Here is a 26,668-nt window from a genome sequence, read left to right on the forward strand (position 1 = left end):
GCCATGAAGCACGATCCCCGCCTCGTCCGCATCAGGCGCGCGCAACCGCCGCTGCAGCGCACCGCCTGGCGCGCCGTCGCCGCGGCGTTCTGGCTGTTCTACGTCTACCTGTGGCTGCCGGGCAGCACGCTGGTCGCATGGACGCTTGGCGTCGGAATGATGTACGGCGAGCTGTACGAACGCAGCGAGGACCTCGACCCGTTCGCGGTGGCCGCGCTGCCGCCGATCGCGATCGTCAGCGCCTGCATCCTCATCGCTTGGGCGGAACACAACCGGCTGTGCTTCAGCGGCCACGAGCGCCGCCTGCGTACGCCCGACGTGCCGCGCGACGAACTGGCCCATACGCTCGGCGTGCCGTTCGACATCGCCGAGCGGATGGCACGCGAGAAGGTCGCGACCCTCGACATGGACGACGCGGCGCATCCCGTCGCCCTGCTCGCCCCGGCGTGCAGCGAGCCGGCGACGCGGGCGGCCGAGCCGGTCGAACCCTAGGCCTTGCCTTCGTCGAACGCCGCGAGCCGTTGGCGCAGCGTCTCGAGTCGAAGCGCACCCGGTGCGCCCGGCGACACGCGCGCATCGATACTGTCCATCGGATCGCGCTCGGCCCAACGCGCCGGATCGGCCGCCTGCCGGTAGGCCTCGCGGAACGGGATGCCGTCGCGCGCGAGCTCGATCGCGAGGTCGGTGGCATACATCGATGGATCCAGCGCGGCCGCCATCGCTTCGCGGCGCCACTGCAGGCTGCGCATCAGGTCGGGCAGCAGCGCGAGCGCGCGCAGGCCGTGGCCGAGGCCGCGCACCAGCGGCCCCTTGGTGAACTGCAGGTCGCGGTGGTAGCCCGACGGCAGGGCGACGACCTGCTCGATCTCGGCACGCGCCGCGGCCACGACGGCATGGCTCGCGCGCAGCAGCTCGACCACGTCGGGGTTGCGCTTGTTCGGCATGATCGAACTGCCGGTCGTGTAGCGCGCCGGCAACTGCACGAAGCCGAACTCCGCCGTGGTGAACAGGCTGACGTCCCAGGCGAAGCGACGCAGGTCCAGCGTGGCCGACGATAGCGCTTCCAATGCCGCCATCTCGAACTTGCCGCGCGAGAGCTGCGCATAGCCCGGATTGACCTGCAGGCGCGCGAAACCCAATGCCTGCGTGGCGGCGTCGCGCTCCAGCGGCAGGTTGACGCCATAGCCGGCCGCCGTGCCCAGCGGATTGGCATCGATCCAGTCGCGCGTCGCGCGTGCGCGCGAGGCGTTGTCGATGAAGGCTTCGGCCCACGCCGCCCACCAGTGTCCGGCCGACGAGACCACCGCACGCTGCAGGTGCGTGTAGCCCGGCATCGGCAGCTTGGCCTCGGCTTCCGCGCGGTCCAGCGCAATCGTGGCCACTTCGCCGCAGGTGGACGCGAGTTCGTCGAGCCGCTCCCGCAGCCACAGCCGCGTGGCGACCAGCACCTGGTCGTTGCGGCTGCGGCCCGTGTGGATGCGACGGCCCGCGTCGCCGAGGCGCTCCGTCAGCACCGCCTCGATCGCCGAGTGGCCGTCCTCGAAACGCTCGTCGAGCACGAACGCACCCGCGCGCCAGTCGGCGGCGAGCGCGTCGAGGCCAGCCGCGAGCGCCGTGTACTCGTCCTGCGACAGGATGCCGATCGACGCCAGCCCCTGCGCATGTGCGTGCGAGGCCTCGATGTCGTGCAGGAAGAACTCACGGTCGAGCTGCACGTCGTCGCCCGCGAGGAAGGACTGGATGCACGCGTCCACTTCGACGCCGCTCTTCTGCCACAACAGGCTCATGCCGAGGTCTCCAGCGTGCGGGCGGCCGGGTCGATGCCGGCCAGTGCGTCCAGCTCGAACGCGAGGTTGAGGTTCTGCACGGCCTGCGTTGCCGCACCCTTGAGCAGGTTGTCGAGCACCGCGACCACCACCAGCCGTCGCCCGTCCTCGCTCGGCGTGAAGCCCCCGACCACAGCGCCCGGACGACCCGCGATCTCGCTGACCCACGGTGCGTCCTCCTGCACCTGCACCAGCGGCGAGCCGGTGTAGTGCAGGCGGTAGGCATCGCGCACCTCCGCGACGTTCACGGCGCGATCGAGGTGCATGTTGCAGGTGACCGTCAAGCCGCGGAAATGCGCCGCCACGTGCGGCATGAACTCCACCGCATGACCCAGATGCCGGCTGACCTCGCGCTCGTGCACGTGGCCGGTGAGCGCGTAAGGCATGAGGTTGTCGTGCAGCAGCGCGGGGTCGTTGCGCGGTGACGGCGTCGTGCCGGCGCCCGAATAGCCCGACACGCCGAAGCACTGCACCGGCCCGCGCACGCGATGCAGCAGCGGCGCGATGGCCAGCTGCATCGCGGTCGCGTAGCAGCCCGGGTTGGCGATGCGGCGGCCGGGCTGGTCCCACACCAGCTCCGGAAGGCCGTAGTGCCAGCCCGCATCGAAGCGGTAATCGGCCGACAGGTCGATGATCACGGCGTTCGGCGCGATGCGCTCGATGGCCTCGACATACGGCGCCGCCTTGCCGTTCGGCAGCGCGAGCACGTAGGCCCCGTCGGCCAGTGCCGGCAGGCTTTCGGGCGACGGCGCGCTGTAGCGCAGGTCGGACGGCGCGCCGGCGATGCGATCGGCGACTACCTGCCCGGCCTGCTCGCGCGAGGCCGCGTAGACGAGTCGGAACCGCGGGTGCGCGACCAGCAGCCGCATCAGCTCGATGCCGACGTAGCCACGTGCGCCGACCAGTGCAACGGGAATGGTGTTCATGGACGGGCCTCCAGCAGGCCGTCGAGGCGCGCGGCGACGGCGGGCCATTCCGCGCGCAGGATGGAATAACGGTAGCTGTCGCGCAGGCTTCCGTCGCGGTGGCGCATGTGCGCGCGCAGGACGCCGTCGCGCTTCGCTCCGAGCCGCTCGATCGCCGCTTGCGAGCGTGTATTGAGGTGACTGGTTTCCAGCGCCACGGATTCGCAGCCCAGCACGTCGAAGGCATGGCCGAGCAGCAGCCGCTTGGCCTCGGTGTTCACCGCGGTGCGCTGCGCACGCGCGGCGTACCAGGTATAGCCGAGGCTCAGCGTCGGCACGCCGCGATCGATGGCGTAGAAGCGCGTCGAGCCGATCACCTCGCCCTGGGCGTCGAGGACCACGAACGGCATCGATTCGCCGCGGTCGCGCGAGGCCAGCGCACCGCGAATGTAGTCCGCCTCCTCGCCCGGCGCGGGAACGCTGGTGTACGCGAGCGTCCACAGCTCGCCGTCGGCCGCGGCGCAGGCGAGCGCCGCGGCGTGCTGCGCCTGCAGGGGCAGCAACGTCACGTGGCGTCCCGACAGCAGTGGGATGCGCCAGCCATCGACGTCAGTCACCGCGGATTCTCCAGCGACGGCGGATGCGAGCCGCAGTACTCGATGCACTGCGCGACGGTGGCGAGATCCTCGATCCCGTACCAGAACACCTGCCATGGGCCGCGTCGTACGCAGCCGTCCGACTCGGCCATGTAGAAGCCGTTGACCGGATTCTCGCGCCGCGAGCGCCAGTACAGCGTCGGCGTCTCCTCGCGCATCACCTGCCAGACGGCGCGACCGAGGCCCTCGCCCTGCGCTTCGTCGAGCACGGCGAACTTGTCGAGGTACGGCAGCCCGTTCTCGAAGGTGAGGATCACCGCGGCGCGGTAGTTCTCGCTGACGTAGGCGCGGTGCAATGTCTTCTTTCCGAAGTAATCCGGCAGCAGGCGACGCCCGAAGGCCGATTCGACGAGACCGCGCAGCCGGTCGGTATCGAGCTCGTCCCAGGATGTCGCGCGCAGCACGCGCTCGCCGCGGCGCACCAGCGTGCCCGAGCCGCGATGCGTGAAGAGCTCTTTCGCCAACTCGGCGGGCCGCGTGATCGATACCGACGATGCCGGCGGCAGCACTTCCAGCAGTTCGCGGATCTGCTCGATCTTGAGCCGCATGCCACCCGTGAGCCACGGCTGCGCGAGCAGGTGCTCGTACTCGGTCGACAGGTTGATCGAGTCGATGACATTGCCGTCGCCGTCGAGCAGGCCGCCGGTGCCGGTCAGGAACACGATCTTGTAGGGCTGGAGCTCGCGCACGAGCTCGTTGGCGGCGTAGTCCGCGTTGACGTTGACGATCTGGCCGTCGACGGTTTCGCCGAGGCTGGCGATCACCGGGATCGACCCGACGCGCAGCGCCGCCTTGATCGGCGCCAGCTCGACGCGCTGCACGCGACCGACGAGGCCGAGGCGCTCGCGATCGATGACCTCCGACTCGAACACCCCGGACACGATCGACGTCGAGCGCGCACCCGCTTCCTGCAGCGCTTCTGCAAGACGCAGGTTCTGCGCCTGCATGACGCGGCGCACGATGGCGAGGCCTTCCGGCGTGGTCACGCGCAGGCCGTCGACGGTCTGCTTGACGATCCCCGCGGCCGCCATCTCCTCGTCGAGCTGCGGCCCCGCGCCGTGCACGACGATCGGCGTCAGCCCGACGTCCTGCAGGAACGCAAGCGAGGACGCGAGCGCGTCGAGGTCGTCGCGCAGCACGGCGCCACCGACCTTCACCACCGCGAAGCGCTCGGCGTCGAGCTGCGCGAAGCGGCGCAGGTACTGGTCGATCTCCTTGGCGCTGCCCATGCTCGAAAGCAGGCGCACGATGGTCTGGCGGGTCTGGATGTCTTCGATCGGCGTCATGCCGGCGTGTTTCCGATGATGCGGGCCGCGTGCGCGGCGTAGGTATCGAGCTGGTCGAGGGCGACCCACTCGTCCGCGGTATGCGCCTGGGCGATGTCGCCGGGGCCGAACACGAACGCGGTGAGGCCGGCCTGCGAGAACAGAGAGGCTTCCGTCCAGAAGTCGACCGCACTGCCGATCGGCAAACCCAGTTCGTCGGCGAGGTCGCGCGCGGCCAGGCGCTGGCGTTCGGCCTCGTGCAGCACGCCTGCAGGCAGCGGAGGGCCGCGGAAGGTTTCCTCGTAGGCGTCGAGCTCGCCGTCGCCCGCGAAGCCACGCAGCGTGGCGTGCATCGCGTCGATGTCCATCGACGGCAGCGGGCGGAAGTTGAAGCGCAACTCGCCGCTGGGGGCGATCACGTTGCCCTTGATGCCGCCCGTCATCGTGCCGATGTTGAAGCGAAGCCCGGTCAGCCCGCCGAAGCGCTCGTGCGCGAGCGACTGCGCGTGGTCGAGCGCACGCACGCCCCAGCGCATCGCGCGATGCACGGCACTGAGCTGCATCGCGTTCGGCGACGAGGCATGGCCCGCTTCGCCACGGAAGGCGATGCGGGCCGAGCTGAGCCCGCGATGCGCGAGCACCGCCTCGCAGTTCGTCGGCTCGGCGATCAGCGCGTCGCTGAAGCCGTGGTCGCTGGCGAGGAACGCGGCGATGCAGCGCGGATCGTTGGCTTCCTCGTCCGTCGAGAACAGGAACGCGGCGTCACCGGTGGTGGTGGCGGCCGCGGCCAGCAGGCCCGCCGCCGCGCCCTTGATGTCGCAGGCACCGAGCCCGATCGCGCGCGCGCCCTCGATGCGCAGGCGCAGCGGATCGGCCGACCACGCGGCCGACGAGGGCACCGTGTCCAGATGCACGTTGAACAGCCGCGTCGGCCGACCACGCACAGCGAGCATCGACACCGCGCCGGCGCCGTGGTCGGTCACGCGGATGTCGAAGCCCGGCAGGTGCGCGCGCAGGTAGTCGAAGATGCCGTCGGTGCCGATCGCGCGCGGCGGGTTGCGGGTGTCGAACCCGACCAGCGCTTCGAGATGACGGAGCACCGCCTCACGCATCGGAGGGCGTCCCGTTCACCTCGGCCCAGAGCGTGCTGCTCATGCCGAATAGCTTGATGAAGCCCTCGGCCTCCTCGACGCCCCAGTCGGCCGACTGCGCGTAGGTCGCGCCCTTGGCGTTGAGGATGTGCGGCGACCTCACCGCGACGGCATCCACGCGCGCACCGCGCGTCTCAAGCACGACTTCGCCGTTGACGGTGCGCTGCGAACTGGCGAGAAAGGCTTCGAGGTCGGCCTTGAGCGGATCGTGGAAGAAGCCCTCGTACACGAGCTCAACCCATTTGCGCGCGACGTCGGGCTTGAAGCGGTTCTGTTGCTTGGTCAGCACCGCCTCCTCCAGCGCACGGTGCGCGGCGAGAAGCGCGGTGATGCCCGGCGCTTCGTACACGATGCGCCCCTTGAGGCCGATCGTGGTGTCGCCCGTGTACATGCCGCGGCCGACGCCGTACGCGGCAAACAGCGTGTTGAGCGTCGCCAGCAGCTTGTGGCCAGCCATCGGCGCGCCGTCGAGCGTCACCGCCTCGCCGTTTCGGAAGCCGATCGCAACGCGCAGCGGCAGCGAGGGCCACGCCTCCCGCGGTGCACACCAGCCGCGCGCGCCCTCGCCCGGCGCCTCCCACTTGTCGATCTCGCCGCCCGACAGCGTCACGCCGAGCAGGTTCTCGTTGATCGTGTAGCTCTGCTGCTTGGCCCGCACGCCGAAGCCGCGCTCCTCGAGGAACTTCTGCTCGTAGGCACGCGTCTGCGTGTGCTCCTTCTGGATCTCTCGGATCGGCGCCACGATGCGGTACGTGCCCTGCGCCTTCACCGCCAGGTCGAAGCGCACCTGGTCGTTGCCCATGCCGGTGCAGCCGTGCGCGATCGCGTCGGTGCCGAGTTCCTTGCAGCGCTGCAGCGCGGCGTCGACGATCAGATAGCGGTCGGAGACCAGCAGCGGGTACTGCCCCTGGTAGCCCTCGCCCGCCTGCACGAACGGCTTCACGAAGCCGTTCCAGATCGCCGGACCGCCATCGACCGTGACGTGGCTCGCCACACCCAGTTCCTTCGCGCGCGCCTCGATGAAGGCGCGCTCCTCGGCATCGACGCCGCCGGTATCGGCGAACACGGTGTGCACGTTCCAGCCGCGCTCCTTGAGGTACGGAACGCAGAAGCTGGTGTCGAGGCCGCCGGAGAAGGCGAGGACGATGTCGCGCGAGGCCGACGGTGCGGTCGTTTCGGTGGTCATGGGTCTGCTCGGGGAGGAAGTCGGGCGATCAGCGCTGGCCGATCAGGGCGGCCATCACGGCCTTCTGCACGTGCAGGCGGTTCTCCGCCTCGTCGATCGCGATGCAGGCGGGCGAGTCCATCACCGCGTCGGTGGCCTTGACGTTGCGGCGCAGCGGCAGGCAGTGGCTGAAGACGCCGTTGTTGGTCAGCGCCATCTTCCGCTCGTCGACGATGAAGTGCTTGTGTGCGTCGCGAATCGGCTTTTCGTCCTGCCAGCGGCCGAAGAACGGGATTGCGCCCCAGCTCTTGGCGTAGACGACGTCGGCGCCCGCGTAGGCGCTGTCGATGTCGTGGCTGACGGTCAGCGAGCCGCCGCTCTCGGCGACGTTCTGCGCGGCCCAGCCCATGTAGCGCTCGTCGAGCACATAGTCCGGCGTCGGGCACAGCAGCGTTACGTCCATGCCCATCCGCGTCGCGATGGTGAGCGCCGAATTCGCGACGGCCGTGTTGAGCGGCTTCGGGTGGTACGTCCACGTCAGCACGTACTTCCTGCCGCGCAGGTCCGTGGTGCCGAAGTGCTCCTGCAGCGCCAGCGCGTGGGCGAGCTCCTGGCAGGGATGCGTGATCGTCTCCATGTTGATCACCGGCACCGTCGAGTACTGCGCGAAGGCCTTGAGCACGCGGTCCTGGCGATCCAGCGACCAGTCGACGAACTTCGGGAACGCGCGCACGCCGATCAGGTCGACGTAGCGCGCCAGTACGCGGGCGACTTCCGCGATGTGCTCCTCCGTGTCGCCGTCCATCACGGTCCCGAGGTCGAACTCGATCGGCCACGCGTCCTTGCCCGGCTGCAGCACCACGGCGTGGCCGCCCAGCTGGAACGCCCCCAGCTCGAAGCTGGTACGCGTGCGCATCGACGGGTTGAAGAACACCAGCGCGATGGACCTGCCCTTGAGCTGGTCGCCGAGCTTTGACTCCTTAAAGGCCGCGGCGTCGGCGAGCACCGCGTCGAGTTCGGCGCGGGACCAGTCCTGGGTATTGAGGAAATGCTTCATGGAGTCTCCGGGAAGGATCGCCGGGCCCCGAAACACAAGAACCCAGCGCGAGGCTGGGTTCGTAGTCTGCCGCCGAAAAGCGGAAAGGACGCGTTACCCAGCCGGTTGGCGGGTGCGTCGGCGCGCGCGCGAGGTCATGCCCGCCGCCATGTAGGCGGAGGTCAGGATGTCGGCGTCGGCGTAGTGGGCGGACATGAGGGCGGCGATTCTGCGGCCTCCGGGCAGGCGATGCAAGGTCAGGGGGCGGGCATCACGGAAATGCGGATACGCAGCAGGTGGCCCGGATCGTCGGCCAGCCGCGAGCGGTACTTAGCGCCGCGGTAGGTGTAGTCGACGTCGTAGGCGATGGGCCGGCGGAACTGGTGCTCCACGGGCACTACGCGGCAATTGACCCCACGCTCGCGCTTGATCGCGTTGCGCACCGCGCCGACCACCCGCGAGATCTTAGAGCCGTCGTCGCACTGCTGCTCCATGCTGGTCGCCGTCAGCGTCTGGTAGACGGGGGTGACGCGCAGCACCCGGGCGTACTCGTAGCGCACGTTCTCGCGCTGGACCACGGTCTCCGCCGCCGCAACCCCCGCGATCATCGACAACAGCAGCGCGAGCAGGTGCAGCGTTCGACGTCGCAAGGCGGGCTCTCCGCGGGGACTGGACGCAGAGTGTATTCGTCGCAGCGGCCGTTGCGATGAATGCCCCCTGTCCTCCACCGGTCGGGCGGGCCAACGCCCGGCGGCCGCTACAATGGCGGGCTCGCCGCCACGCGCCCCGCACGAGCGCCCATGAGCCTGCATCTCTACAACAGCCTGACCCGCCGGCTGGAAGCCTTCGAGCCGCTCGATCCCGCGCGCCCGACGATGTACGTCTGCGGGCCGACGGTCTACAACTACGTGCACATCGGAAATGCGCGGCCCTACGTCGTGTTCGGCGTGCTGGCCCAGCTGTTGCGCCGCCGCTACGGCGCCGTGCACTACGTTCGCAACCTCACCGACGTCGACGACAAGATCAACAACGCCGCGCGCGAGCAGGGCGTGCCGATCTCGGCCATCACCGACCGCTTCGCCGCCGCGTTCCGCGAGGACATGGCTGCCCTCGGCGCGGTGGCGCCGGATGCTGAGCCCACCGTGACCGGGCACATCCCTCAGATCGTCGCGATGATCGAGCGGCTGATCGACGCGGGCCATGCCTATGCCGCGGAGAACCACGTGCTGTTCTCCGTGGCCTCGTTCGAGGGCTACGGCAAGCTCTCGCGCCGCGACCGCGACGAGATGATCGCCGGCGCGCGGGTGGACGTGGCGCCCTACAAGCGCGACCCGGGCGACTTCGTGCTGTGGAAGCCGTCCACCGACGACCTGCCCGGCTGGGATTCGCCCTGGGGCCGAGGCCGTCCGGGCTGGCACATCGAATGCTCGGCGATGGCCGAGGCGCATTTCGGCGAGACCGTCGACATCCACGCCGGCGGCGTCGACCTGCAGTTCCCTCACCATGAGAACGAGATCGCACAGAGCGAGTGCGCGCACGGCGGACGCATGTTCGCGCGCTACTGGCTGCACAACGGCATGCTCAACTTCGGCGGCGCGAAGATGAGCAAGTCGATCGGCAACATCGAGAAGATCCACGACCTCGTCGCGAAGCATCCGCCGGAAGCGCTGCGCTACGCGCTGCTGTCGGCGCACTACCGGCAACCGCTGGAGTGGTCGGACGGCGTGATCGAGCAGTGCGTGCGCACGCTGGACCGCCTGTACGGTACGTTGCGCGATCTCGCCGCCGTCGAGGCGTCGGCCGTTATCCCGGACGCCGTGGAACAGGCGCTGGACGAGGATCTCAACACGCCGCAGGTGCTCGCGCTGGTCAACGAGTACGCGCGCGACGCGCGTGCCCTGCTGGCGGCGGGCGATGCCGACCCGGCGCGCCTCGCGGAGCTGAAGTCGCAGTTGCTGGGCGCGGGCCTCGCGCTCGGCCTGCTGCAGCAGTCACCCCCCGACTGGTTCGCGCGCGGTGCGGACGCCGACGACGACGCGCGCATCTCGGCGCTGGTCGAGGAACGCAATGCCGCCAAGAAGGCCCGGGATTTCGCGCGCGCCGATGCGATCCGCGAGCAGCTGGCGGCCGAGGGCGTTCTCCTTGAGGACACGCCCGCCGGCGTACGTTGGCGCCGCGCCTGAGGACGATCCGTGGCCGATTCGCCTGACTTCAACCCGTTCGTTCCGCTCGAGCCGACCGCCGCCGAGGCCCAGTCCGCCATCCGCGACGAGTTCGCCTTCTTCGGCGACTGGTCCGAGCGCTACCAGTACCTCATCGACCTCGGCCGCAAGTTGCCGCCGATGGATGAGTCGCTGCGCACGGAGGAAAACCGCCTGCTCGGCTGCCAGTCGAAAGTCTGGATCGTCAGCGCGGGCGATGCATCGCGGCTGGATTTCATCGCCGCCAGCGATTCGGCCATCGTCTCCGGCCTCGTCTTCCTCGCCCTGCGTGTGTACGCCGGGCGCAGCGCGGCGGAGATCCTCGCCACCGAGCCCACGTTCGTCGCCGACATCGGCCTTGCGCGGCACCTGTCGCCCACCCGCAGCAACGGCCTGAGCGCGCTGCTGGCCCGCATCCGCGAGACCGCACAGGCCGTCGCGTGAGCGACGGCGCCGCGGCCAATCCGCTGCGCGTGCGCGCGTTCGTCGCGCTGATGGGTTACCGCATCCTGACGATCCTGTCGTACCAGATCGTCGCGGTCGCGGTGGGCTGGCAGGTCTACCAGCTCACCCGCGATCCGCTGAAGCTGGGCCTGATCGGCTTGGCCGAAGTCATCCCCTACTTCTGCGCGGCGCCGTTCGCCGGCTATCTGGTCGATCACCTGCCGCGCCGAAAGCTGGGCATGGTCGCCTGCGGCGGGCTCGCGGTCACCGCGCTGATCCTGCTTGCCGTGTCTCTACATCCCACGCGCTCGCCGCTGCCGCTGATGTACGGCGCGGTCGCGCTGACCGGGCTGGTGCGCTCCTTCCTCGGCCCCGTCTACAACGCGCTGTTCGGTCGCGTGCTGGTGCGCGAGCAGTACACGCGCGGCGCGAGCTTCGGCAGCATCGTGTTCCAGTCGGGCCTCGTCGTCGGCCCGGCGATAGGCGGCGCACTGATCGCGGCGGGCAGCACCGCGTTCGCCTACGCGGCAGCGGCCGTGTTCGGCATCGGCGCGGGGCTCGCTGTGGTTTCGCTGAAGGTGACCGAGCCGGCGCCGCAGATGCAGCGTGGGCCGATCCTCAGCAGCATCGGCGAGGGCATCCGCTTCGTGTTCGGGCACCAGATTCTGCTGGGCGCGCTCGCGCTCGACATGTTCGCCGTGCTGCTGGGCGGCGCGATCTCGCTGGCACCCGCCTTCATCCACGACGTGCTCGATCGCGGTCCCGAAGCACTCGGCATCCTGCGCGGCGCGCCGGCGCTGGGTGCGGTGCTGATGGGCATCTGGCTGGCGCGTCGCCCTCTGGAACGCCATGCCGGCCGCGTCCTGCTCGGTGCCGTGGCCGGTTTCGGCCTCTGCATGATCGGCTTCGGCCTGTCGAAGTCGTTCTGGCTGTCGGCAGCGATCCTCATGGTGTCCGGCATGTGCGACGGGATATCCGTCGTGCTGCGCTCCACGATCATGCAGCTCTCCACGCCGGACGACATGCGCGGCCGCGTGTCCTCCATCAACGGTATCTTCGTGGGCTCTTCGAACGAGCTCGGCGCATTCTGGGCGGGTTCGATGGCGCGCCTCCTCGGGCTCGTACCGGCCGTGGTCGTCGGCGGCTGCCTCACCCTCGCCGTCGTCGCGACGACCGCCCGCAAGGCGCCGCGCCTGAGGAAGCTGGACCTGCGCGACCTGCGTTAGCCTCCCAGTTCGGCCAATGCCGCAAGTCAGGGGAAACGATATGACCGATACGCCGAAATGGCTGCGACCGCTCGCGGCCGTGGCGCTGCTGTGGAACCTGCTGGGCTGCGCGGCCTTCGCCGCCGACATGATGCTGACGCCCGACGACGTGGCGAGGATGGACGTGGTACAGCGCGCGATGTATGAGGCGCGACCTGCGTGGTCGGTGATCGGCACCGCGGCCGCCGTTATCGGCGGCGCGCTGGGCTCCCTGGGCCTGCTGCTCTCTCGCCGCTGGGCGTATCCGTTGCTGGCGCTGTCGCTGGCCGGCGTCGTCGTGCAGGACGTCGGCATGGCGCAGGCCTTCGGGACCTGGCCGGGCGCGGCCGTGCTGGCGTTGCAGGCCGTGGTGCTGCTGGTCGCCATTGCGCTCGCGTCACTCGCGCGGCGCGGCGTGCGCGACGGCTGGCTGCGCTGACGTCAGCCCGGAACGAAAAAGCCCCGCCGAGGCGGGGCTTTTTCTTTGGCGCCGATGCGAGATCAGTCGCCCATCTGCTTCTGCAGGTGCTCCCAGCGCTCCTGCGCGTCGATCGTGCGCTCGGCGGTGAGGCGCGCCTCGAGGCGATCCAGGCCGATTTCCTCGCCGGTGTCGACGCAGAAGCCGTAGTCGCCCGAATCGATGCGTTTGAGCGTGCTGTCGATCTTGCTGATCAGCTTGCGGTAGCGATCGCGCGTGCGAAGTTCGAGCGAGTTCTCCGTTTCGCGCGTGGCGCGCTCGGCCTCGTCGCCGACGTCGCGCACTTCCTCGCGGAGGTTCTCGATCGTCTGCTTCGACTCCTCGACCAGATCCGCGCGCCACTGCATCAGGCGCCGACGGAAATACTCGAGGTGCAGCGGGTTCATGTACTCCTCGTCGGGCGAGGGCTTGTAGCCGTCCGGCACGACCGGTCGGCCGGTCGCATCGTCGACCGCGTACTCCGGCATGTGGCGCGGGCGCTGCGCGTTCGCGCCGTTCCCGCGGTTGGCCGTCACGGCGACGGCGACCTTACCTGCTGCCGGGCGCTCGGCGGACGACGCGGCGCTGGCGCCGCTGCCCGCTGCGGCGGGGGCCGCGGCGCTCTTCTTGTTGATGCTCTTGCTCATCGACTCCACCTGCAGGGACGAACGCGCCGCGGTTTTCGCGGTCGTCGACGCCCCGGTCTTCAACGCGTCCGCCGCGGGGCCGGCAGCGCCGGTCCGCATCGGACGTTCATTCGTGCCCTCGCTCGCCGGCGTCGCGTTGGCGACGCGGGGCGCGGGCTTGCTTGCGGGCTTGCTCGCTGCCTTGGAGGCGGACTTCGTCGCGACCGTCGGCTTGTGCGCGGCCGCCGCCTCGATGGCGCGGGACGCGGCCGGCGACTTCGCCGCGGCCTTCTTCGCGGGCACCTTGGCAGGCGCGACCTTCTTCGCCGGCGCAGCCTTCTTGGCAGGCGCCTTTTTGGCGACCGTCTTCTTGACCGGTGCCGCCTTCCTGGCCGGCGCGGCCTTCTTGGCGACGACCTTCTTCGTCGGCGCAGCCTTCTTGGCGGGCGCCTTCTTGGCGACGGCCTTCTTAGCCACGGTCTTCGGGGCGGCCTTCTTGGCGGCCGGCTTGACTGCGGACTTCTTGGCCGGCGAGGCGGCCTTCTTCGCGGTTTTCTTTGTCGCCACGAGCGCCTGTCCTTCTTCCCTTGAGGTCGGGAAAGCGCGCTGTTATACCCTGCCCACGACAGCGGCGGCAACCGCGCGGATCGCGTGTTTCGGCGAGGCCTTCAGGCGTGCTTCGACGCTGATTGCAATAATTCGCGGCCGCCCCGATATAGCGGGCAACCGCGGCGCGAGGCCGCCATCATGGTGAGCCGGAGCATCAAGATTCCGTGATCGCACGACTGCTCATCGCGCTCCTGCGCGGCTACAAACGCTGGATCAGCCCGCTTCTCGGGCCGCGCTGCCGTTTCCATCCCACCTGCTCGGTGTATGCGATGGGGGCGGTCGCACGCTTCGGTGCGCTTCGCGGTTCCTGGCTGGCCGCGCGCCGCCTGCTGCGCTGCCATCCGTTCCATCCCGGTGGCCACGATCCGGTACCGCCGCGCTGATCACGCACGGCCGCATCGCGAGCGACGATGATGTCGTGATGCGCGTACGACTTTTTCCGATGCTGGCCGCGGCGATGCTCGCCGCCCTGCCGGGCTGCAGCACACCGTCGCTGGCCACGCCGCTGCGGGCGACGACGGCAACGCCCGCCCCGCTGATGCTCGAACTACCCACCAGGGCCTCCCAGGGCGCGCTCGTGGCCGGTCGCACGCGACCGGGTGCGACGGTTCGCCATGCCGGGCGCGCGCTGCGTGTCGCCGACGACGGTCGCTTCGTATTCGGCATCGCGCGCGATGCGTCGGAGACGATCGACATCGAAGCATCGGGCACCGGTGGCGGGCGGGCGGCGGCCTCGATCCGCGTGCTCCCGCGCGACTGGCCGATCGAGCAGGTACGCGGCGTGCCGCCGGCGACGGTGAATCCGCCGCCGGCCATTGCCGAACGCATCCGTCGCGAGCAGGCGCGCGTGTCCGCGGTACGCACCCGCGACGATGCACGCCTGGACTGGACGCAGCGCTTCCAGTGGCCGGTGCGGGGCCGCATCAGCGGACGGTTCGGCAACCAGCGCGTCTACAACGGCAGCCCCGGCGCCGCGCATTCGGGCATGGACATCGCCGCGCCACGCGGCACGCCGGTGCGCGCGCCCGCGGCCGGCGTGGTGACGTTCGCGGATCGCGACCTCTACCTGACCGGCGGCACGCTGGTGCTCGACCACGGCCACGGCGTCAGCTCGAATTTCCTGCATCTCTCGCGCATCGACGTCAGCGTCGGCCAGCGCGTGGAACAGGGTCAGGTGATCGCAGCGGTCGGCGCCACGGGGCGGGCGACCGGCCCGCACCTGCACTGGGGCATGAACTGGTTCGACGTGCGGATAGATCCGCTGCTGATGCTCGATTCGCGCTGAGCACGGCTCAGGCCGCGCCGCCCTCGCCGCTGACCGCCGCGCAGGCGTCATGCGCGTGCAGGCTCTCGAAATGCGCGACATCGAGCTCGAAACGCACGACGTTCGCGTCGCTCGCGAGGCCATGCGCGACGCGTCGCGCGGCGTCCTCGCAGAACATCAGGTTCCGTGCATTCAGTGCGGCGAAGGCCTGCTCGTCCTCGCGCTTGACCGCGGTCTGCACCGGCGTACCGAGCGCATCCTCGATACGGTCGATCAGCTCGACGATCGGCAGCGACGCCAGCCCCTCGACGAGGCGCACGCGCACGTGCGCGCGGCTTCGCTGCGCATGCGGCGTGGCGACAAGGCCGGGCTCGGAGCGCAGCCAGTCGTGCACGGCGGCGGCGTCGACCGTGCCTTCCGCGCCGAACTGCCGCGCGAACGCTTCGGCGCTCATCTGCCGCGAAAGCGCGGCGGACGCGGGACAGGTCGAGGAGTAATCCACCGACACGTCGAGGTCGATGGCCACGCGGCCGTCGACGATCGAGGCGAGCACTTCCACCGGATACGCCTTCCAGCCGGCATTCGCGCTCGCAAGCGCGGGACGCAGCACGAGATGGTCGAAGCGGATCGTCAGCCATGCGCCGCGCGACAGCGCGCCCTGCGTCTCGACCAGCGCGGCGAGCACGCGGCCGAGGCCGTCCGGCGTCATCTCCTCGGCGGCGAACGCATGCTGCAGCCGCAGGTACAGGCGCGACATATGGATGCCGCGCACGTCCGGATCACGGAGGTCGACGTAGACGTCGACGCGCGCCGGAACCTGCAGGGTTTCGCCGGTCGCCGACCGCGTGCGCACCGGCAGCGCGATGCCCGCCATGCCGACCCGGTCGAGCGCGCGCGCCGAGGAGGCGCGATCGAGCGCGACGTCGGGCATGACACGGATCGGCTTCATCACGGGCACCGTAAGGAAAGGAATGCGCATTGTACCGGCCGCCCCGAAGGCGCCCGGCCGATGCAGACGGAACGATCCGTGGCGCGTGTCAGCCCCGTGCGCCGCGCCAGCCGGCCCACAGCGCGGCGAGAGGCGGCAGCGCTGCGGACGCATCGCCGCGCTTCAGGCGACTTGCGGCGAGCGCGGCCTCGATGCCACGGGAAGGCGCGAGTCCGCTCGCCCGCGGCCAGCCCGCGCGCAGGGCATGCGACCAGGCGCGGATGCCCGCATCGCCGGTGCCGAGCGACTGCGGCACCGCGCTTTCGGGGTGGCGCGCCAGCCGCGCATGCAGCCAGGTCGCGGCCACCACGTGCGCGTCGGCACGACGCTGCAGCAGCGCCTCGTCCACCGCCGCGACCGCGCGCGCGATCGGCTCGAGCGAGGCCCATGCCGCGTCAGCGTCGAGCGGCCGCTCGCGCGTGGCCGCCAGCGACGGCAGCGCAAGCGCGACCTCGCGCCACGGCGCCGGCTGCTTCTGCAGCAGCGCGCCCAGCGGATGGCGTCGCAGGCCCCTGGACCAACCGTCGAGTTCCTCGACCCACCAGCGCAGCTTGGCTTCGCCCGGTCGCGCTTCCTCGCCGCGCCAGGCGGCTTCCTGCCATTCGAACTGCAGTGCCTGCCACGCCTCGATGAGCGGGCGCTGCGCGGCCGGCAGGAAGCCTTCGACCAGCGACCATTCGGGCCAGGCACCGCGCCATTTGGCGACGAACGCGGCGGGATCGCCCGCGGACGACGCATCGTCGGGCGTGTTCATCGCGGCATCCAGTTCGACGGATCGAGCATGGCCCGGGGCGTGTCGAGCATGACGTCGCCCTGCCACGCCACCGGATCGTCCCCGTCGAGGCGATAGCCCCAGAGCGCGACCACCGAGCGCATGCCGGCCGCGCGCGCGGCGGCAATGTCGCGCTCGTCGTCGCCGACATAGACGCAGTCCTGCGACGCGAGGCCCATACGGTCGGCCGCGACACGCAGCGGCAGCGGGTCGGGCTTGCGCGCGGGCAGCGAGTCGCCGCCGATCAGCACGGCACAGCGCGATTCCCAGCCGAGCAGCGGCATCAGCGCGACAGCGAGCGCTTCCGGCTTGTTGGTGACGATGCCCCAGCGGCTGCCCGCCGCTTCGATCGCCGCCAGCAGCGCCTCAACGCCTTCGAACGGCGCACCGTGGCGGCCGAGCTCGCGGCGGTAGTGATCGAGGAACTCCGGGATCCACGTTTCGCGCATGGCGGCGTCGACCTGCGGAAATGCCGCCGCGATCATCGCGCGCCCACCCTTGGACACGTGCGGGCGCAACGCATCGAGCAACATCCCGGGCTCGCCGCGCGAGGCACGCATCGCGTTCACCGCGGCGAGCATGTCCGGCGCGCTGTCGAGCAGCGTGCCGTCGAGGTCGAACAGCACCGCCTTCGGAAAGCGCGCGTCGCTCATGCGGGCTTGCGCGCGCTGACGATGTAGTTGACGTCGGTGCGGCGGCCCAGGCGCGCGGAATTCAGCAGCGGCATGTACATCAGGCCGCTGACGTCCTCCAGCTCCAGCCCGGCCGCGCGCAGCCATCCAGCGAGCTCGGACGGGCGCACGAAGTCGCGGTACTGGTGCGTGCCCTTGGGCAGCAGACGCGCGACGTACTCGGCGCCCACGATCGCCAGCGCGAACGCGGCGGGCGTGCGGTTGATCGTCGAGACGAACAGGCGCCCGCCCGGCTTCAGTGCCTGCGCGCAGGCGCGGATCACCGCGAGCGGATCGGGTACGTGCTCGATCATCTCCATGCAGGTCACGGCGTCGAATTCGCCGGGCGCTGCCGCGGCGACTTCTTCCACCGGCTGCACGCGGTAGTCCACGGTCGCGCCGCTCTCCATCGCATGCAGGCGCGCGACCTTGACCAGTTCGGGCGCGAGATCGAGCGCGGTGACCTGCGCGCCGGCCAGCGCCATCGCCTCGCTCAGCAGGCCCGCGCCGCAGCCGACGTCGAGCACGTTCGACTGCGCGAGCGGCACGCGATCGGCGACGTACTGCAGGCGTACCGGATTGAGCGCGTGCAGCGGCTTCTGCGGGCCGTCCGGATCCCACCAGCGCGCGGCGAGCGCGCCGAAACGGTCGAGTTCGGACTGGCGGAAATTGCCGGCGGTCTGCGTGGTCATCGGGCGGTCCGGATCTGGCGGATGCGGTCGCGCCACTGGCGGGCGTTCGCGCGGATGGCGGGAAGGTCCATGTCGACGAGCTCGCGGGCGCGCAGCTTGCGGCGCCCGGCGATCCACACGTCGGAGACCTGGTGGCGGCCGGAGGCGTACACCAGCTGCGAGATCACGTGGTACAGCGGCTGGCTCTCGATGTCGTCGAGATCGATCAGCGCGAGATCGGCCTGCTTGCCCGGCTCGATCGAGCCGATGCGGTCGCCGAGGCCCAACGTGACGGCACCGCCGAGCGTCGCCGCGCGCAACGCGCTGGCGGCGTCGAGGGCCGAGGCATCGTCGGCAACGGCCTTGGCCAGCAGCGCGGCGGTGCGCGTCTCGCCGACCATGTCGAGGTCGTTGTTGCTCGCGCAGCCGTCGGTACCGATGCCGAAGGTGACGCCCGCACGCTGGAGCCGGCAAACGGGGCAGAAGCCTGAGGCGAGCTTGAGGTTCGACTCAGGGCAGTGCGCGACGCAGACGCCGCGCTCGGCGCAGAGCGCGATCTCCTCGTCGGTGAGCTGCGTCATGTGCACGGCGATCAGGCGGTCGTCGACCAACCCGAGGCGATCGAGCCGTGCGAGCGGGCGCACGCCGTGCTGCGCGATCGAGTCGCGCACTTCCTGCGCGGTCTCGTGGGTGTGAAGGTGCACGCGGACGTCGCGCTCGCGGGCGAAGTCGCGCACGCGCTCGAAGTTCGCGTCGCTCACGGTGTACGGCGCATGCGGTGCGATAGTCGCACCGACCAGCGCATCCGCCTTCCAGGCGTCGTGCACGTCGGCGGCCTTGGCGAAGTATTCGTCCGAGGTCTTCGCCCACGCAGTGGGGAAATCGATCACCGGCAGGCCGACCAGCGCGCGGAAGCCGAAGCGCCTGTAAGTCTCCGCCTGCACGTCGGGGAAGAAGTAGTTCTCGTTGGCGCAGGTGGTGCCGCCGCGCAGCATCTCGGCGATGGCGAGCGTCACGCCGTCACGCACGAACTCGGGCCCGATCACCGCGCCCTCGACCGGCCAGATGTGGCCCTGCAGCCACTCCATCAGCGGCAGGTCGTCGGCGATGCCGCGCAGCAGCGTCATCGGGTTGTGCGTATGCGAATTGACGAGCCCCGGGATCAGCACCGAGCACGGGCGCGACACGGTATCGCCCGCCTGGAAGCGCGCACGCATCGCGTCGCGCGGGCCGATCGCGACGATCGCATCGCCGCGCAGCGCAACCGAATGGTCCTCCAGTACGACGCCATGCGGCACGACCGGTACCACCCAGCCGGCCTCGATCAGCACGTCGCAGCGTTCGATCCCGTCCATCCACCACCTCGTCGTTCGATGCGGCAGGGTAGACCCCGCCGCGTTGCCGGCGCGACACCGGCCCCCGATACGGCGAAGCCCGCGGAGGGCCGCGGGCTTCGACTGCGCACCGGCCGGTCGCCCGGCCGGCGATGTCTTACTTCACGCGGCTGACGTACTCGCCCGAGCGCGTGTCGACCTTGATCATCTCGTCCTGGTTCACGAACAGCGGCACGCGCACCACCGCCCCCGTTTCCAGCGTCGCCGGCTTGCCGCCACCGCCGGAGGTGTCGCCACGGACGCCCGGATCGGTCTCGACGATCTTGAGTTCCACGAAGTTCGGCGGCTGCACCATGATCGGCGTGCCGTTCCACAGCGTGACCACGCACTCTTCCTCGCCCTTCAGCCACTTCTCGGCGCCGCCCATGCCGTTCTTGTCCGACTGGACCTGCTCGAACGACTCCGGGTTCATGAAGTGCCAGTACTCGCCATCGGAGTAGAGGTACTGCATGTCGGTATCGACGACGTCGGCCTGCTCGACCGAGTCGGTGGCCTTCATCGTCATTTCGACGACGCGGCCGGACTTGATGCTGCGGTACTTCACGCGGGTGAAGGCCTGGCCCTTGCCCGGCTTGACGTACTCGGTCTCCGTGATGACGCACGGGTCGTTGTTGACCAGGATCTTCTGCCCGGTCTTGACGTCGTTCATGCCGAGGGTGGCCATGCATTTACTCCTGCGGATATGCGGGCCGGGCCCTTGCGGCGCCGGCTAGAATGGGTGGCTGCCGGGCCGCGTTCGGGCCGGCCTACCGGATCGGATCAGCCCGCAATGATACCCGCAGCCCTCGTCCCGCCGCACGCGGCGCCCGCCGTGCGCTGGCAACAGCTCTGGCGCGAGGCCGTGCGCGACCCCCGCGAGCTGCTGGCGATGCTGGGGCTCGACCCCATCGCGACGGGCATGTCCGACGAGGCCTGCGCGCAGTTCGCGCTGCGCGTCCCGCGCGGCTTCGTCGCCCGCATGCGCGCCGGCGACCCGCACGACCCCCTGCTGCGGCAGGTGCTCCCTTTGGACGCGGAACTGCGCGCCGCGCCGGGCTTCGCGCTCGACGCCGTCGGCGATTCGCTCGCCAAGGCCGGCCAGGGTGTGATCCGCAAGTACCGCGGCCGCGCGTTGCTGGTCGCGACTGGGAGCTGCGCGGTCAATTGCCGCTACTGCTTCCGCCGGCATTTCCCCTACGGGGAGGAGACCGCCGCGGCGTCGAACTGGCGTGGCGCGATCGACCTGATCGCCGCGGATGCCTCGATCGACGAGGTGATCCTCTCCGGCGGCGACCCGCTCTCGCTCTCGACCGCGAAGCTCGCCGAGCTCACCGACGCGCTCGCCGCGATCCCGCACCTTCGGCGCCTGCGCGTGCACACCCGCCTGCCCGTGGTGTTGCCCGAACGTGTCGACGAGGCCCTCGTTGGTTGGATGCGCGCCCTGCCCTGGCCGGTCACGGTGGTGCTGCACGCCAACCACGCCAACGAGTTCGACGCGAGCGTCGACGACGCCCTGGCCCGCCTGCGCGCTGCCGGCGCCACGCTGCTCAACCAGGCCGTGCTGCTGCGAGGGGTAAACGACTCGGTCGATGCGCTCGCCGCCCTGTCTGAGCGCGGCTTCCGCGCCGGCGTGCTGCCCTACTACCTGCACCAGCTCGACCGGGTGCAGGGCGCGGCGCACTTCGAAGTGGCCGACGAGCAGGCGCGCGCGCTGCACCGGATGCTCGCCGCGCGGCTGTCGGGCTACCTGGTGCCGAAGCTGGTCCGCGAGGTCGCCGGCGACCCCGGCAAGCGCCCGCTCTGAGGCGCCATTCGACCGTGTCCGCCGCCCGTACGTCCCCCGCGCTCGCCCGTCCGTCGGGCACCGGGGAGATGACGCGGCGGCGCGGCTCGTGTCATAAACGCCGGAACGCGAGGAGGTAAGGATGCAGTTCGGCAAAGACGCGGCCCTGCGGCTGGTGATCGTCGACGACAGCGTGGAGGCGGCCGAGGCCGTCGTCAGCACGCTCCGGAACGCGGGCATCGCGGTGCGCCCGACCCGACCCGAGAACGCCGACGAGCTGGCCCATCAGGTCGGCCAGCAGTCCCCGGATATCGTCCTGCTCGACCGCAAGGCCACGCTGGTGCCCGCCGCCAACGTGCTGCAGCAGGTCGCCACCAGCGGCAAGGACCTCCCGGTGCTCCTGCTCGTCGACGAGATCGACGAGGCCGGCGTGCTCGAGGCGATGACCGTCGGCGCGCGCGGCGTGGTGCTGCGCCGTCGGAACGACCACATCGTGAGCGTGGTGCAAGCCGAGTGGTCGGACCTCGAGGCGCGCCGCGCGCTGCGCAAGCTCGAATTCCAGGTCCGCGAGACCGAGCGCCGCTGCGACGCGCTGATCGAGTCCTCGCGCGACCCGATCGCCTACATCCACGAGGGTATGCACATCCGGGCCAACTCGGCCTACCTCGAGATGTTCGGCTACGAGTCCTTCGACGAGGTCGAGGGCATGTCGCTGCTGGACATGATCGCGCCGTCGCACGTCGAGGCCTTCAAGGCGCTGCTCAAGAAGCTCTCCAAGGGCGAGCAGCCGCCGCCGCGCGTCGAGGTCGAGGCGCGCACGCTGGACGGCAACCAGTTCCCCGCCGTCATGGAGTTCACCCCGGCGATGTACGAAGGCGAGCACTGCCTGCAGCTGGTGCTGCGCCGTCAGGAGCTCGATCCCGATCTCGCGCGCGAGGTGGAGGAACTGCGCCAGCGCGACCAGGTCACCGGCCTGCTCAACCGCCCGACCTTCCTGCGCGCGCTCGAGGATGCCGTCGCCGACGCCGCACAGAATTCGACGCACCACGGCTTCCTGCTGATCGAGCCGGACTACTACGCGAAGCTGCTGCAGGACATCGGCCTCGACGCCGCGGACGACCTCGTCGCCGCCTGCGCGCGCCGCCTGCGCGACAGCGTGTCCGAGGACGTGATCCTCGCCCGCTTCGGCGAGCACCAGTTCGCGGCGCTCAAGCGCGGCGCGAACCACGAAGTCACGCAGATGCTCGCCGAGCAGGTCCGCAATGCCTTCGCCGAGCACGTGGTTGAGGTGGGCAACCGCTCGCTCAACGCCACGCTCAGCATCGGCGGCGTGCAGATCGGCGAGAAGATCGCCAGCGTCACGGCGGTGCTCGCGCGCGCCACGCAGGGCGTGCAGTCCTGCAGCGGCATGGGCGGAAACCGTGCGGAGATCTTCGACCCGGGCGCGGCCGACCGCGCCGAGGAAGAGCGTGTGCAGGCCTGGGTCGACCGCATCCGCGACGCGCTGGATTCCGACCGCTTCACCATGGCCTACCAGCCGCTGGTGAGCCTGCACGGCGAGCCCGGCGAGATCTACGAGGCCTACCTGCGCATGAAGGGCGACCAGGGCGAGCTCGTCGCGCCACTGGCCTTCCTGCAGATCGCCGAGGAGAACGGGCTGCTGTGGGAGATCGACCGCTGGGTCGTCGGCCGCGCGCTCGAGGTCATCGGTGAGCGCTTGCGCGCGGGCAAGCGCACGACGCTGCTGGTCAAGATCACCGAGAACTCGCTGCAGGACGACAGCCTGCTCAAGCACATCGAGGAGCAGATCACTCGCCACGGCGCGGACGGCAGCCTGCTGGTGGTGCAGCTGCCCGAGTCCAAGGTGTTCACCAACCTTCGCGCCGCGCAGGAGTTCCAGGCGCGCGCGGCCCGTTCCGGCGTGCGCGTGGGCCTCGAGCACTTCGGCGCGGGCCTGAACTCGTTCCAGCTGCTCGCGCACTTCGATGCCGACTTCCTGAAGATCGATCGCACCTTCATGGAGAACCTCGGCAGCAGCGCGGAATACCAGCAGCGCCTGCGCGAGATCACTGACAAGGCGCGCGCGCTGGGCAAGCACACCATCGCCGAGCACGTGCGCGACGCGCAGAGCATGACCGTGCTGTTCGGCGCGGGCGTGGACTACGCGCAGGGCTTTTTCCTGGCGGGCGTCAGCACCACTATGGATTACGACTTCGGCTGACCGCCGTCGGCGCGGGTGCGCGCAAGAAGAAGCCCGCCTTGCGGCGGGCTTTTTCGTTTCCGGGCGTCGTCGATCAGGCCACGACGCGGGTGGACGGGGCGTTGGCCGGCATCCGGCGCAGCGCCTCGATGCGCTCCTCCAGCGGCGGATGCGACATGAACAACCGGCGCAGACCGACGCCGACGCCACCGCTGATGCCGAAGGCCTGGACCTGCTTCGGCAGTGTGTTCTCGCCGTAGGTGCGCGAGAGCTTGGTGAGCGCGGCGATCATGCGGTCGCGCCCCGCCAGGCTGGCGCCACCCACGTCCGCACGGAACTCGCGATAGCGCGAGAACCACATCACGATGACGCTCGCGAACAGGCCGAACACCAGTTCCAGCGCCATCACCGTGACGAAGTAGCCGATGCCACCGCCGCCTTCGCCCTCGCCGTCGCGGTTACCGCTCAGGAAGCCGTCGACCACCCGGCCCACCACGCGCGCCAGCACGATCACGAAGGTGTTGAGTACGCCCTGCAGCAGCATCATGGTGACCATGTCGCCATTGGCGACGTGCGCCACCTCGTGGCCGAGCACGGCCTCGGCCTCGTCGCGATCCATCGCGCGCAGAAGGGCCGTCGACACGGCGACCAGGGCGTTGTTGCGGCTCGGGCCGGTGGCGAAGGCGTTGATCTCGGGCGCGTCGTAGATCGCGACTTCCGGCATCGCGATGCCCGACGCCTGCGCCTGCCGACGCACGGTCTCGACGAGCCAGCGCTCGCTCTCGTTGCGGGGCTGCTCGATCACGTAGGCGCGGGTGCTGCGCTTGGCAAGCCATTTCGACATCATCAGCGAGATGAACGAGCCGCCGAAGCCGAACAGCGTGGCCATGACGAGCAGGCCGCCGGAGGTCTGCGGATCGATACCGAACAGCCGCATGACGACGCTGAGCAGCAGCAGGACCGCGAGATTGGTGGACAGGAACAGGACGACGCGCTTGAACATGGGATCCGACTTCCGGGCACTTTGGAAACGCAGCGGGGAACTTGGCAACGCCACGGCCGCTTTTCAAGGCATGCACGGCATCGCGGCCAGCGTGGCTTCAGCCGCATGAGCAGCGGTTACCGCGGCCGCTTCGCACCCTCGCCCACCGGCGACCTGCACGCGGGCTCGCTGCTGGCCGCGCTCGGCAGCTGGCTGTACGCGCGGCGCGCAGGCGGCCGCTGGCTGGTGCGCGTCGAGGACGTGGACACGCCGCGCGAGCTCGCCGGCGCGGCCGATCGCCAGCTCGCCGCACTGCATGCCTTCGGCCTGCGTGCCGACGAGGCCGTCGTGCGGCAGAGCGAGCGCGACGCGCTCTATCGCGATGCGCTGGAGGACCTCGTCGACCGCGGGCAGGCGTTTCCGTGCTGGTGCAGCCGTGCCGACCTGGCGCCTGCGGGCGGCATCCACCGCGCCTGCGTGCGCGCCCCCGATCCGTCGCGTCCGCCCGCTATCCGACTGCGCGTCGCCGACGGAACGCGCCTGCGCTTCGTCGACGACGTGCGTGGGCCGCAGGTGCAGGAGGTCGACGTCGAGGTCGGCGATTTCGTGCTGTTCCGCGCCGACGGGCTATGGGCGTACCAGTTGGCGGTGGTGGTCGACGACGCCGCACAGGGCGTGACCCACGTCGTGCGTGGCGCCGACCTGCTCGATTCCACGCCGCGGCAGATCCTGCTGCAGCACGCGTTGGGGCTGCCAACGCCGGGGTACGCGCACCTGCCCCTGGTAGTGGACGAAGCAGGCCGCAAGCTGTCGAAATCGCTGGCCGCCATGCCGGTGGACCCGGCCGATCCCCTGCCCGCCCTGCGCCGTGCGTGGGCCGCGCTCGGGCAGTCGCCCTTCGACGAGCCCGGCGTGCAATACTCCTGCGAATGGCTCGAGCGCGCAGTCGCCGCATTCGATCCATCGAAAATTCCGGCGATCGACGCACAACCTTGATCCGGCGCGCCTAGAATCCGGCGACGGCGCCTGTCGCGCCATTGGGACATCGCATGCAGAGCCGCGTAGCACTGGTCACCGGCGGCACCGGTGGCATCGGCACCTCGATCATCGAACGCCTGGCGTCGATGGGCCATCGCGTCGCCACCAATTACCGCGACGAGGCCAAGGCGCGGGCCTGGCAGGCGCGCATGCGCGAGCGCGGCTTGGAGGTGCACCTTTCGCGCGCCGACGTCGCGGATCCGGAGCAATGCGAAGCGATGGTGCGCGACGTCGAGCAGGCGCTCGGGCCGGTCGACATCCTGGTCAACAACGCCGGCATCACCCGCGACACCACCTTCCACCGCATGACCGCGCAGCAGTGGAACGAGGTCATCGCCACCAACCTCGGCTCGGTGTTCAACGTCACCCGCCCGGTGATCGACGGCATGCGCGCGCGCAAGTGGGGCCGCATCATCCAGATCAGCTCGATCAACGGGCAGAAGGGCCAGTACGGCCAGGCGAACTACGCGGCGTCGAAGGCCGGCATGCACGGCTTCACGATCTCGCTCGCGCAGGAAAACGCGAGGTTCGGCATCACCGTCAACACCGTCTCGCCGGGCTACATCGGCACCGACATGGTGATGGCCGTGCCCGAGGACGTGCGCAACAAGATCATCCAGCAGATTCCCACGGGGCGTCTCGGCAATCCCGAGGAGATCGCCTACGCGGTGAGCTTCTTCATCCCCGACGAGGCGGGCTGGATCACCGGCGCGAACCTCGCGGTCAACGGCGGCCAGTACATGGGCTGGTGATGCTCGCTGAAGCGGTCAGCCGCCCCGCTGGCCGCTTCCAGCATGCAGTTGCGTGCTGTTGCGCACTGCGTCATTCTCGGATCATTCCGCTTCCGGTCACCTGCGATGGCTACTCCGCGCGTCATCAAGAAGTATCCGAACCGCCGGCTCTACGACACGGAAATCTCGAGCTACATAACCATCGAGGATGTGCGCCAGCTCATCATCGACGGCGAGGAGTTCGAGGTGCGCGACGCGCGTTCCGGCGACGACCTCACGCGACAGGTGCTGCTGCAGATCATCGCGGAGCACGAGCAGGACGGCGAGCCGATGCTGTCCACGCAGTTGCTCAGCCAGATCATCCGTTTCTACGGCGACTCGATGCAGGGCTTCATGGCCAGCTATCTCGAGAAGTCGATGCAGCTCTTCCTCGACCAGCAGCAACAGTTCCGTACGCAGATGGGCGGCCTTCTCGGCCAGACGCCTTGGACGCTGATGAACCAGCTGACCGAGCGCAATCTACAGATGTGGAAGGACTTCCAGCAGAACCTCTCCGGCACCATGGGCACGCCCACGGGCCGTCGTAGCGAGACGCAGAAGTAGGCCGCGT

General features: G+C 70.0%; 28 protein-coding genes. 12 read left to right on the forward strand and 16 right to left on the reverse strand.

The features are described 5' to 3' along the window. Positions 1 to 3 precede the first annotated feature (3 nt). A complete protein-coding gene (pgaD, locus tag IE066_RS07005; protein ID WP_189448125.1) occupies positions 4 to 492 on the forward strand; it encodes a poly-beta-1,6-N-acetyl-D-glucosamine biosynthesis protein PgaD in 489 nt (162 codons plus the stop codon). On the opposite strand, the gene argH is transcribed toward pgaD, so the two are convergent. The 8 genes from argH to IE066_RS07045 all read right to left on the reverse strand — a co-directional run bounded on the left by argH (position 489) and on the right by IE066_RS07045 (position 8,612). Then, positions 489 to 1,787: an argininosuccinate lyase gene (gene argH / locus IE066_RS07010; protein ID WP_189448127.1), complete on the reverse strand. Its 1,299-nt coding sequence runs from the start codon at positions 1,785 to 1,787 to the stop codon at positions 489 to 491. The genes pgaD and argH overlap by 4 nt on opposite strands. Continuing rightward, complete coding sequence (argC, locus tag IE066_RS07015; protein WP_189448129.1) at positions 1,784 to 2,752, reverse strand: N-acetyl-gamma-glutamyl-phosphate reductase; 969 nt, start codon at positions 2,750 to 2,752, stop codon at positions 1,784 to 1,786. Before argC ends, argH begins: the two co-directional genes overlap by 4 nt. Next, positions 2,749 to 3,348, reverse strand: a complete 600-nt coding sequence (locus IE066_RS07020) for a GNAT family N-acetyltransferase (protein WP_229790697.1) — start codon at positions 3,346 to 3,348, stop codon at positions 2,749 to 2,751. Before IE066_RS07020 ends, argC begins: the two co-directional genes overlap by 4 nt. Next, positions 3,345 to 4,673: an acetylglutamate kinase gene (locus tag IE066_RS07025; protein WP_189448133.1), complete on the reverse strand. Its 1,329-nt coding sequence runs from the start codon at positions 4,671 to 4,673 to the stop codon at positions 3,345 to 3,347. The genes IE066_RS07020 and IE066_RS07025 overlap by 4 nt, the downstream gene beginning before the upstream one ends. Next, positions 4,670 to 5,764: an acetylornithine deacetylase gene (locus IE066_RS07030; RefSeq protein ID WP_189448135.1), complete on the reverse strand. Its 1,095-nt coding sequence runs from the start codon at positions 5,762 to 5,764 to the stop codon at positions 4,670 to 4,672. The genes IE066_RS07025 and IE066_RS07030 overlap by 4 nt, the downstream gene beginning before the upstream one ends. Beyond that, complete coding sequence (locus tag IE066_RS07035; RefSeq protein WP_189448137.1) at positions 5,757 to 6,989, reverse strand: argininosuccinate synthase; 1,233 nt, start codon at positions 6,987 to 6,989, stop codon at positions 5,757 to 5,759. The genes IE066_RS07030 and IE066_RS07035 overlap by 8 nt, the downstream gene beginning before the upstream one ends. 28 nt (positions 6,990 to 7,017) lie before the next feature. Beyond that, on the reverse strand, positions 7,018 to 8,025 hold the full coding sequence (locus IE066_RS07040; RefSeq protein WP_189448139.1) for an N-acetylornithine carbamoyltransferase: 1,008 nt from the start codon (positions 8,023 to 8,025) through the stop codon (positions 7,018 to 7,020). A 236-nt stretch (positions 8,026 to 8,261) separates the two neighbouring features. Continuing rightward, positions 8,262 to 8,612 carry a hypothetical protein gene (locus IE066_RS07045; protein ID WP_189448875.1) on the reverse strand — a complete coding sequence of 117 codons (351 nt, stop codon included), beginning with the start codon at positions 8,610 to 8,612 and terminating at the stop codon, positions 8,262 to 8,264. Positions 8,613 to 8,804: 192 nt separating this feature from the next. Between IE066_RS07045 and cysS the strand changes: the two genes are divergently transcribed. Genes cysS through IE066_RS07065 form a run of 4 tightly spaced genes read left to right on the forward strand, consistent with a single transcriptional unit; the run spans position 8,805 to position 12,332 of the window. Then, positions 8,805 to 10,187, forward strand: coding sequence for a cysteine--tRNA ligase (cysS, locus tag IE066_RS07050; RefSeq protein WP_189448141.1), 1,383 nt, complete (start codon positions 8,805 to 8,807; stop codon positions 10,185 to 10,187). A gap of 9 nt (positions 10,188 to 10,196) precedes the next feature. Then, positions 10,197 to 10,649: a SufE family protein gene (locus IE066_RS07055; protein WP_189448143.1), complete on the forward strand. Its 453-nt coding sequence runs from the start codon at positions 10,197 to 10,199 to the stop codon at positions 10,647 to 10,649. Beyond that, on the forward strand, positions 10,646 to 11,875 hold the full coding sequence (locus IE066_RS07060) for an MFS transporter (protein ID WP_268244861.1): 1,230 nt from the start codon (positions 10,646 to 10,648) through the stop codon (positions 11,873 to 11,875). Before IE066_RS07055 ends, IE066_RS07060 begins: the two co-directional genes overlap by 4 nt. Before the next feature lie 40 nt (positions 11,876 to 11,915). Then, complete coding sequence (locus tag IE066_RS07065; RefSeq protein ID WP_189448147.1) at positions 11,916 to 12,332, forward strand: hypothetical protein; 417 nt, start codon at positions 11,916 to 11,918, stop codon at positions 12,330 to 12,332. Between the two features lie 62 nt (positions 12,333 to 12,394). Here the strand turns inward: IE066_RS07065 and dksA are convergent, their stop codons facing one another. Next, complete coding sequence (gene dksA, locus IE066_RS07070) at positions 12,395 to 13,543, reverse strand: RNA polymerase-binding protein DksA (RefSeq protein WP_189448148.1); 1,149 nt, start codon at positions 13,541 to 13,543, stop codon at positions 12,395 to 12,397. 206 nt (positions 13,544 to 13,749) lie between these two features. Here dksA and yidD point away from each other — a divergent pair, with 206 nt between their 5' ends. Both yidD and IE066_RS07080 read left to right on the forward strand, forming a co-directional pair. Continuing rightward, entirely contained in the window at positions 13,750 to 13,968 is a 219-nt protein-coding gene (gene yidD / locus IE066_RS07075) for a membrane protein insertion efficiency factor YidD (RefSeq protein ID WP_189448150.1), read from the forward strand. 38 nt (positions 13,969 to 14,006) lie between these two features. Next, a complete protein-coding gene (locus IE066_RS07080; RefSeq protein WP_189448152.1) occupies positions 14,007 to 14,870 on the forward strand; it encodes a M23 family metallopeptidase in 864 nt (287 codons plus the stop codon). 7 nt (positions 14,871 to 14,877) lie between these two features. Here IE066_RS07080 and folE2 read toward each other — a convergent pair whose 3' ends face one another. The 6 genes from folE2 to efp all read right to left on the reverse strand — a co-directional run bounded on the left by folE2 (position 14,878) and on the right by efp (position 20,009). Continuing rightward, complete coding sequence (gene folE2 / locus IE066_RS07085; protein ID WP_189448154.1) at positions 14,878 to 15,798, reverse strand: GTP cyclohydrolase FolE2; 921 nt, start codon at positions 15,796 to 15,798, stop codon at positions 14,878 to 14,880. Between the two features lie 88 nt (positions 15,799 to 15,886). Further along, on the reverse strand, positions 15,887 to 16,591 hold the full coding sequence (locus IE066_RS07090; protein ID WP_189448157.1) for a phytoene/squalene synthase family protein: 705 nt from the start codon (positions 16,589 to 16,591) through the stop codon (positions 15,887 to 15,889). After that, the gene (gph, locus tag IE066_RS07095; protein ID WP_189448159.1) at positions 16,588 to 17,262 is read right to left on the reverse strand and encodes a phosphoglycolate phosphatase; all 675 of its coding nucleotides are present in this window, start codon (positions 17,260 to 17,262) and stop codon (positions 16,588 to 16,590) included. The genes IE066_RS07090 and gph overlap by 4 nt, the downstream gene beginning before the upstream one ends. Next, entirely contained in the window at positions 17,259 to 17,972 is a 714-nt protein-coding gene (gene ubiG / locus IE066_RS07100) for a bifunctional 2-polyprenyl-6-hydroxyphenol methylase/3-demethylubiquinol 3-O-methyltransferase UbiG (protein ID WP_189448161.1), read from the reverse strand. Before ubiG ends, gph begins: the two co-directional genes overlap by 4 nt. After that, positions 17,969 to 19,306: a TRZ/ATZ family hydrolase gene (locus tag IE066_RS07105; protein WP_189448163.1), complete on the reverse strand. Its 1,338-nt coding sequence runs from the start codon at positions 19,304 to 19,306 to the stop codon at positions 17,969 to 17,971. Before IE066_RS07105 ends, ubiG begins: the two co-directional genes overlap by 4 nt. A 136-nt stretch (positions 19,307 to 19,442) precedes the next feature. Further along, the gene (efp, locus tag IE066_RS07110) at positions 19,443 to 20,009 is read right to left on the reverse strand and encodes an elongation factor P (protein WP_189448165.1); all 567 of its coding nucleotides are present in this window, start codon (positions 20,007 to 20,009) and stop codon (positions 19,443 to 19,445) included. 105 nt (positions 20,010 to 20,114) lie between these two features. Between efp and epmB the strand changes: the two genes are divergently transcribed. Continuing rightward, positions 20,115 to 21,128, forward strand: a complete 1,014-nt coding sequence (gene epmB / locus IE066_RS07115; protein ID WP_189448167.1) for an EF-P beta-lysylation protein EpmB — start codon at positions 20,115 to 20,117, stop codon at positions 21,126 to 21,128. Positions 21,129 to 21,249: 121 nt separating this feature from the next. After that, positions 21,250 to 23,328, forward strand: coding sequence for a GGDEF/EAL domain-containing response regulator (locus tag IE066_RS07120; protein WP_189448168.1), 2,079 nt, complete (start codon positions 21,250 to 21,252; stop codon positions 23,326 to 23,328). A gap of 73 nt (positions 23,329 to 23,401) precedes the next feature. Here the strand turns inward: IE066_RS07120 and htpX are convergent, their stop codons facing one another. Then, complete coding sequence (gene htpX, locus IE066_RS07125; RefSeq protein ID WP_189448170.1) at positions 23,402 to 24,310, reverse strand: protease HtpX; 909 nt, start codon at positions 24,308 to 24,310, stop codon at positions 23,402 to 23,404. Between the two features lie 105 nt (positions 24,311 to 24,415). On the opposite strand from htpX, the gene gluQRS reads away from it, so the two are divergent. The 3 genes from gluQRS to phaR all read left to right on the forward strand — a co-directional run bounded on the left by gluQRS (position 24,416) and on the right by phaR (position 26,661). Beyond that, positions 24,416 to 25,285 carry a tRNA glutamyl-Q(34) synthetase GluQRS gene (gluQRS, locus tag IE066_RS07130; RefSeq protein ID WP_189448172.1) on the forward strand — a complete coding sequence of 290 codons (870 nt, stop codon included), beginning with the start codon at positions 24,416 to 24,418 and terminating at the stop codon, positions 25,283 to 25,285. A 53-nt stretch (positions 25,286 to 25,338) separates the two neighbouring features. Continuing rightward, the gene (gene phbB, locus IE066_RS07135; RefSeq protein WP_189448173.1) at positions 25,339 to 26,079 is read left to right on the forward strand and encodes an acetoacetyl-CoA reductase; all 741 of its coding nucleotides are present in this window, start codon (positions 25,339 to 25,341) and stop codon (positions 26,077 to 26,079) included. 105 nt (positions 26,080 to 26,184) lie between these two features. Further along, on the forward strand, positions 26,185 to 26,661 hold the full coding sequence (gene phaR / locus IE066_RS07140; protein ID WP_189448175.1) for a polyhydroxyalkanoate synthesis repressor PhaR: 477 nt from the start codon (positions 26,185 to 26,187) through the stop codon (positions 26,659 to 26,661). The last annotated feature ends 7 nt before the right edge of the window (positions 26,662 to 26,668 follow it).

The sequence above is a fragment of the Cognatilysobacter xinjiangensis genome (assembly GCF_014651995.1).
GTDB classification, from domain to species: Bacteria; Pseudomonadota; Gammaproteobacteria; order Xanthomonadales; family Xanthomonadaceae; genus Cognatilysobacter; species Cognatilysobacter xinjiangensis.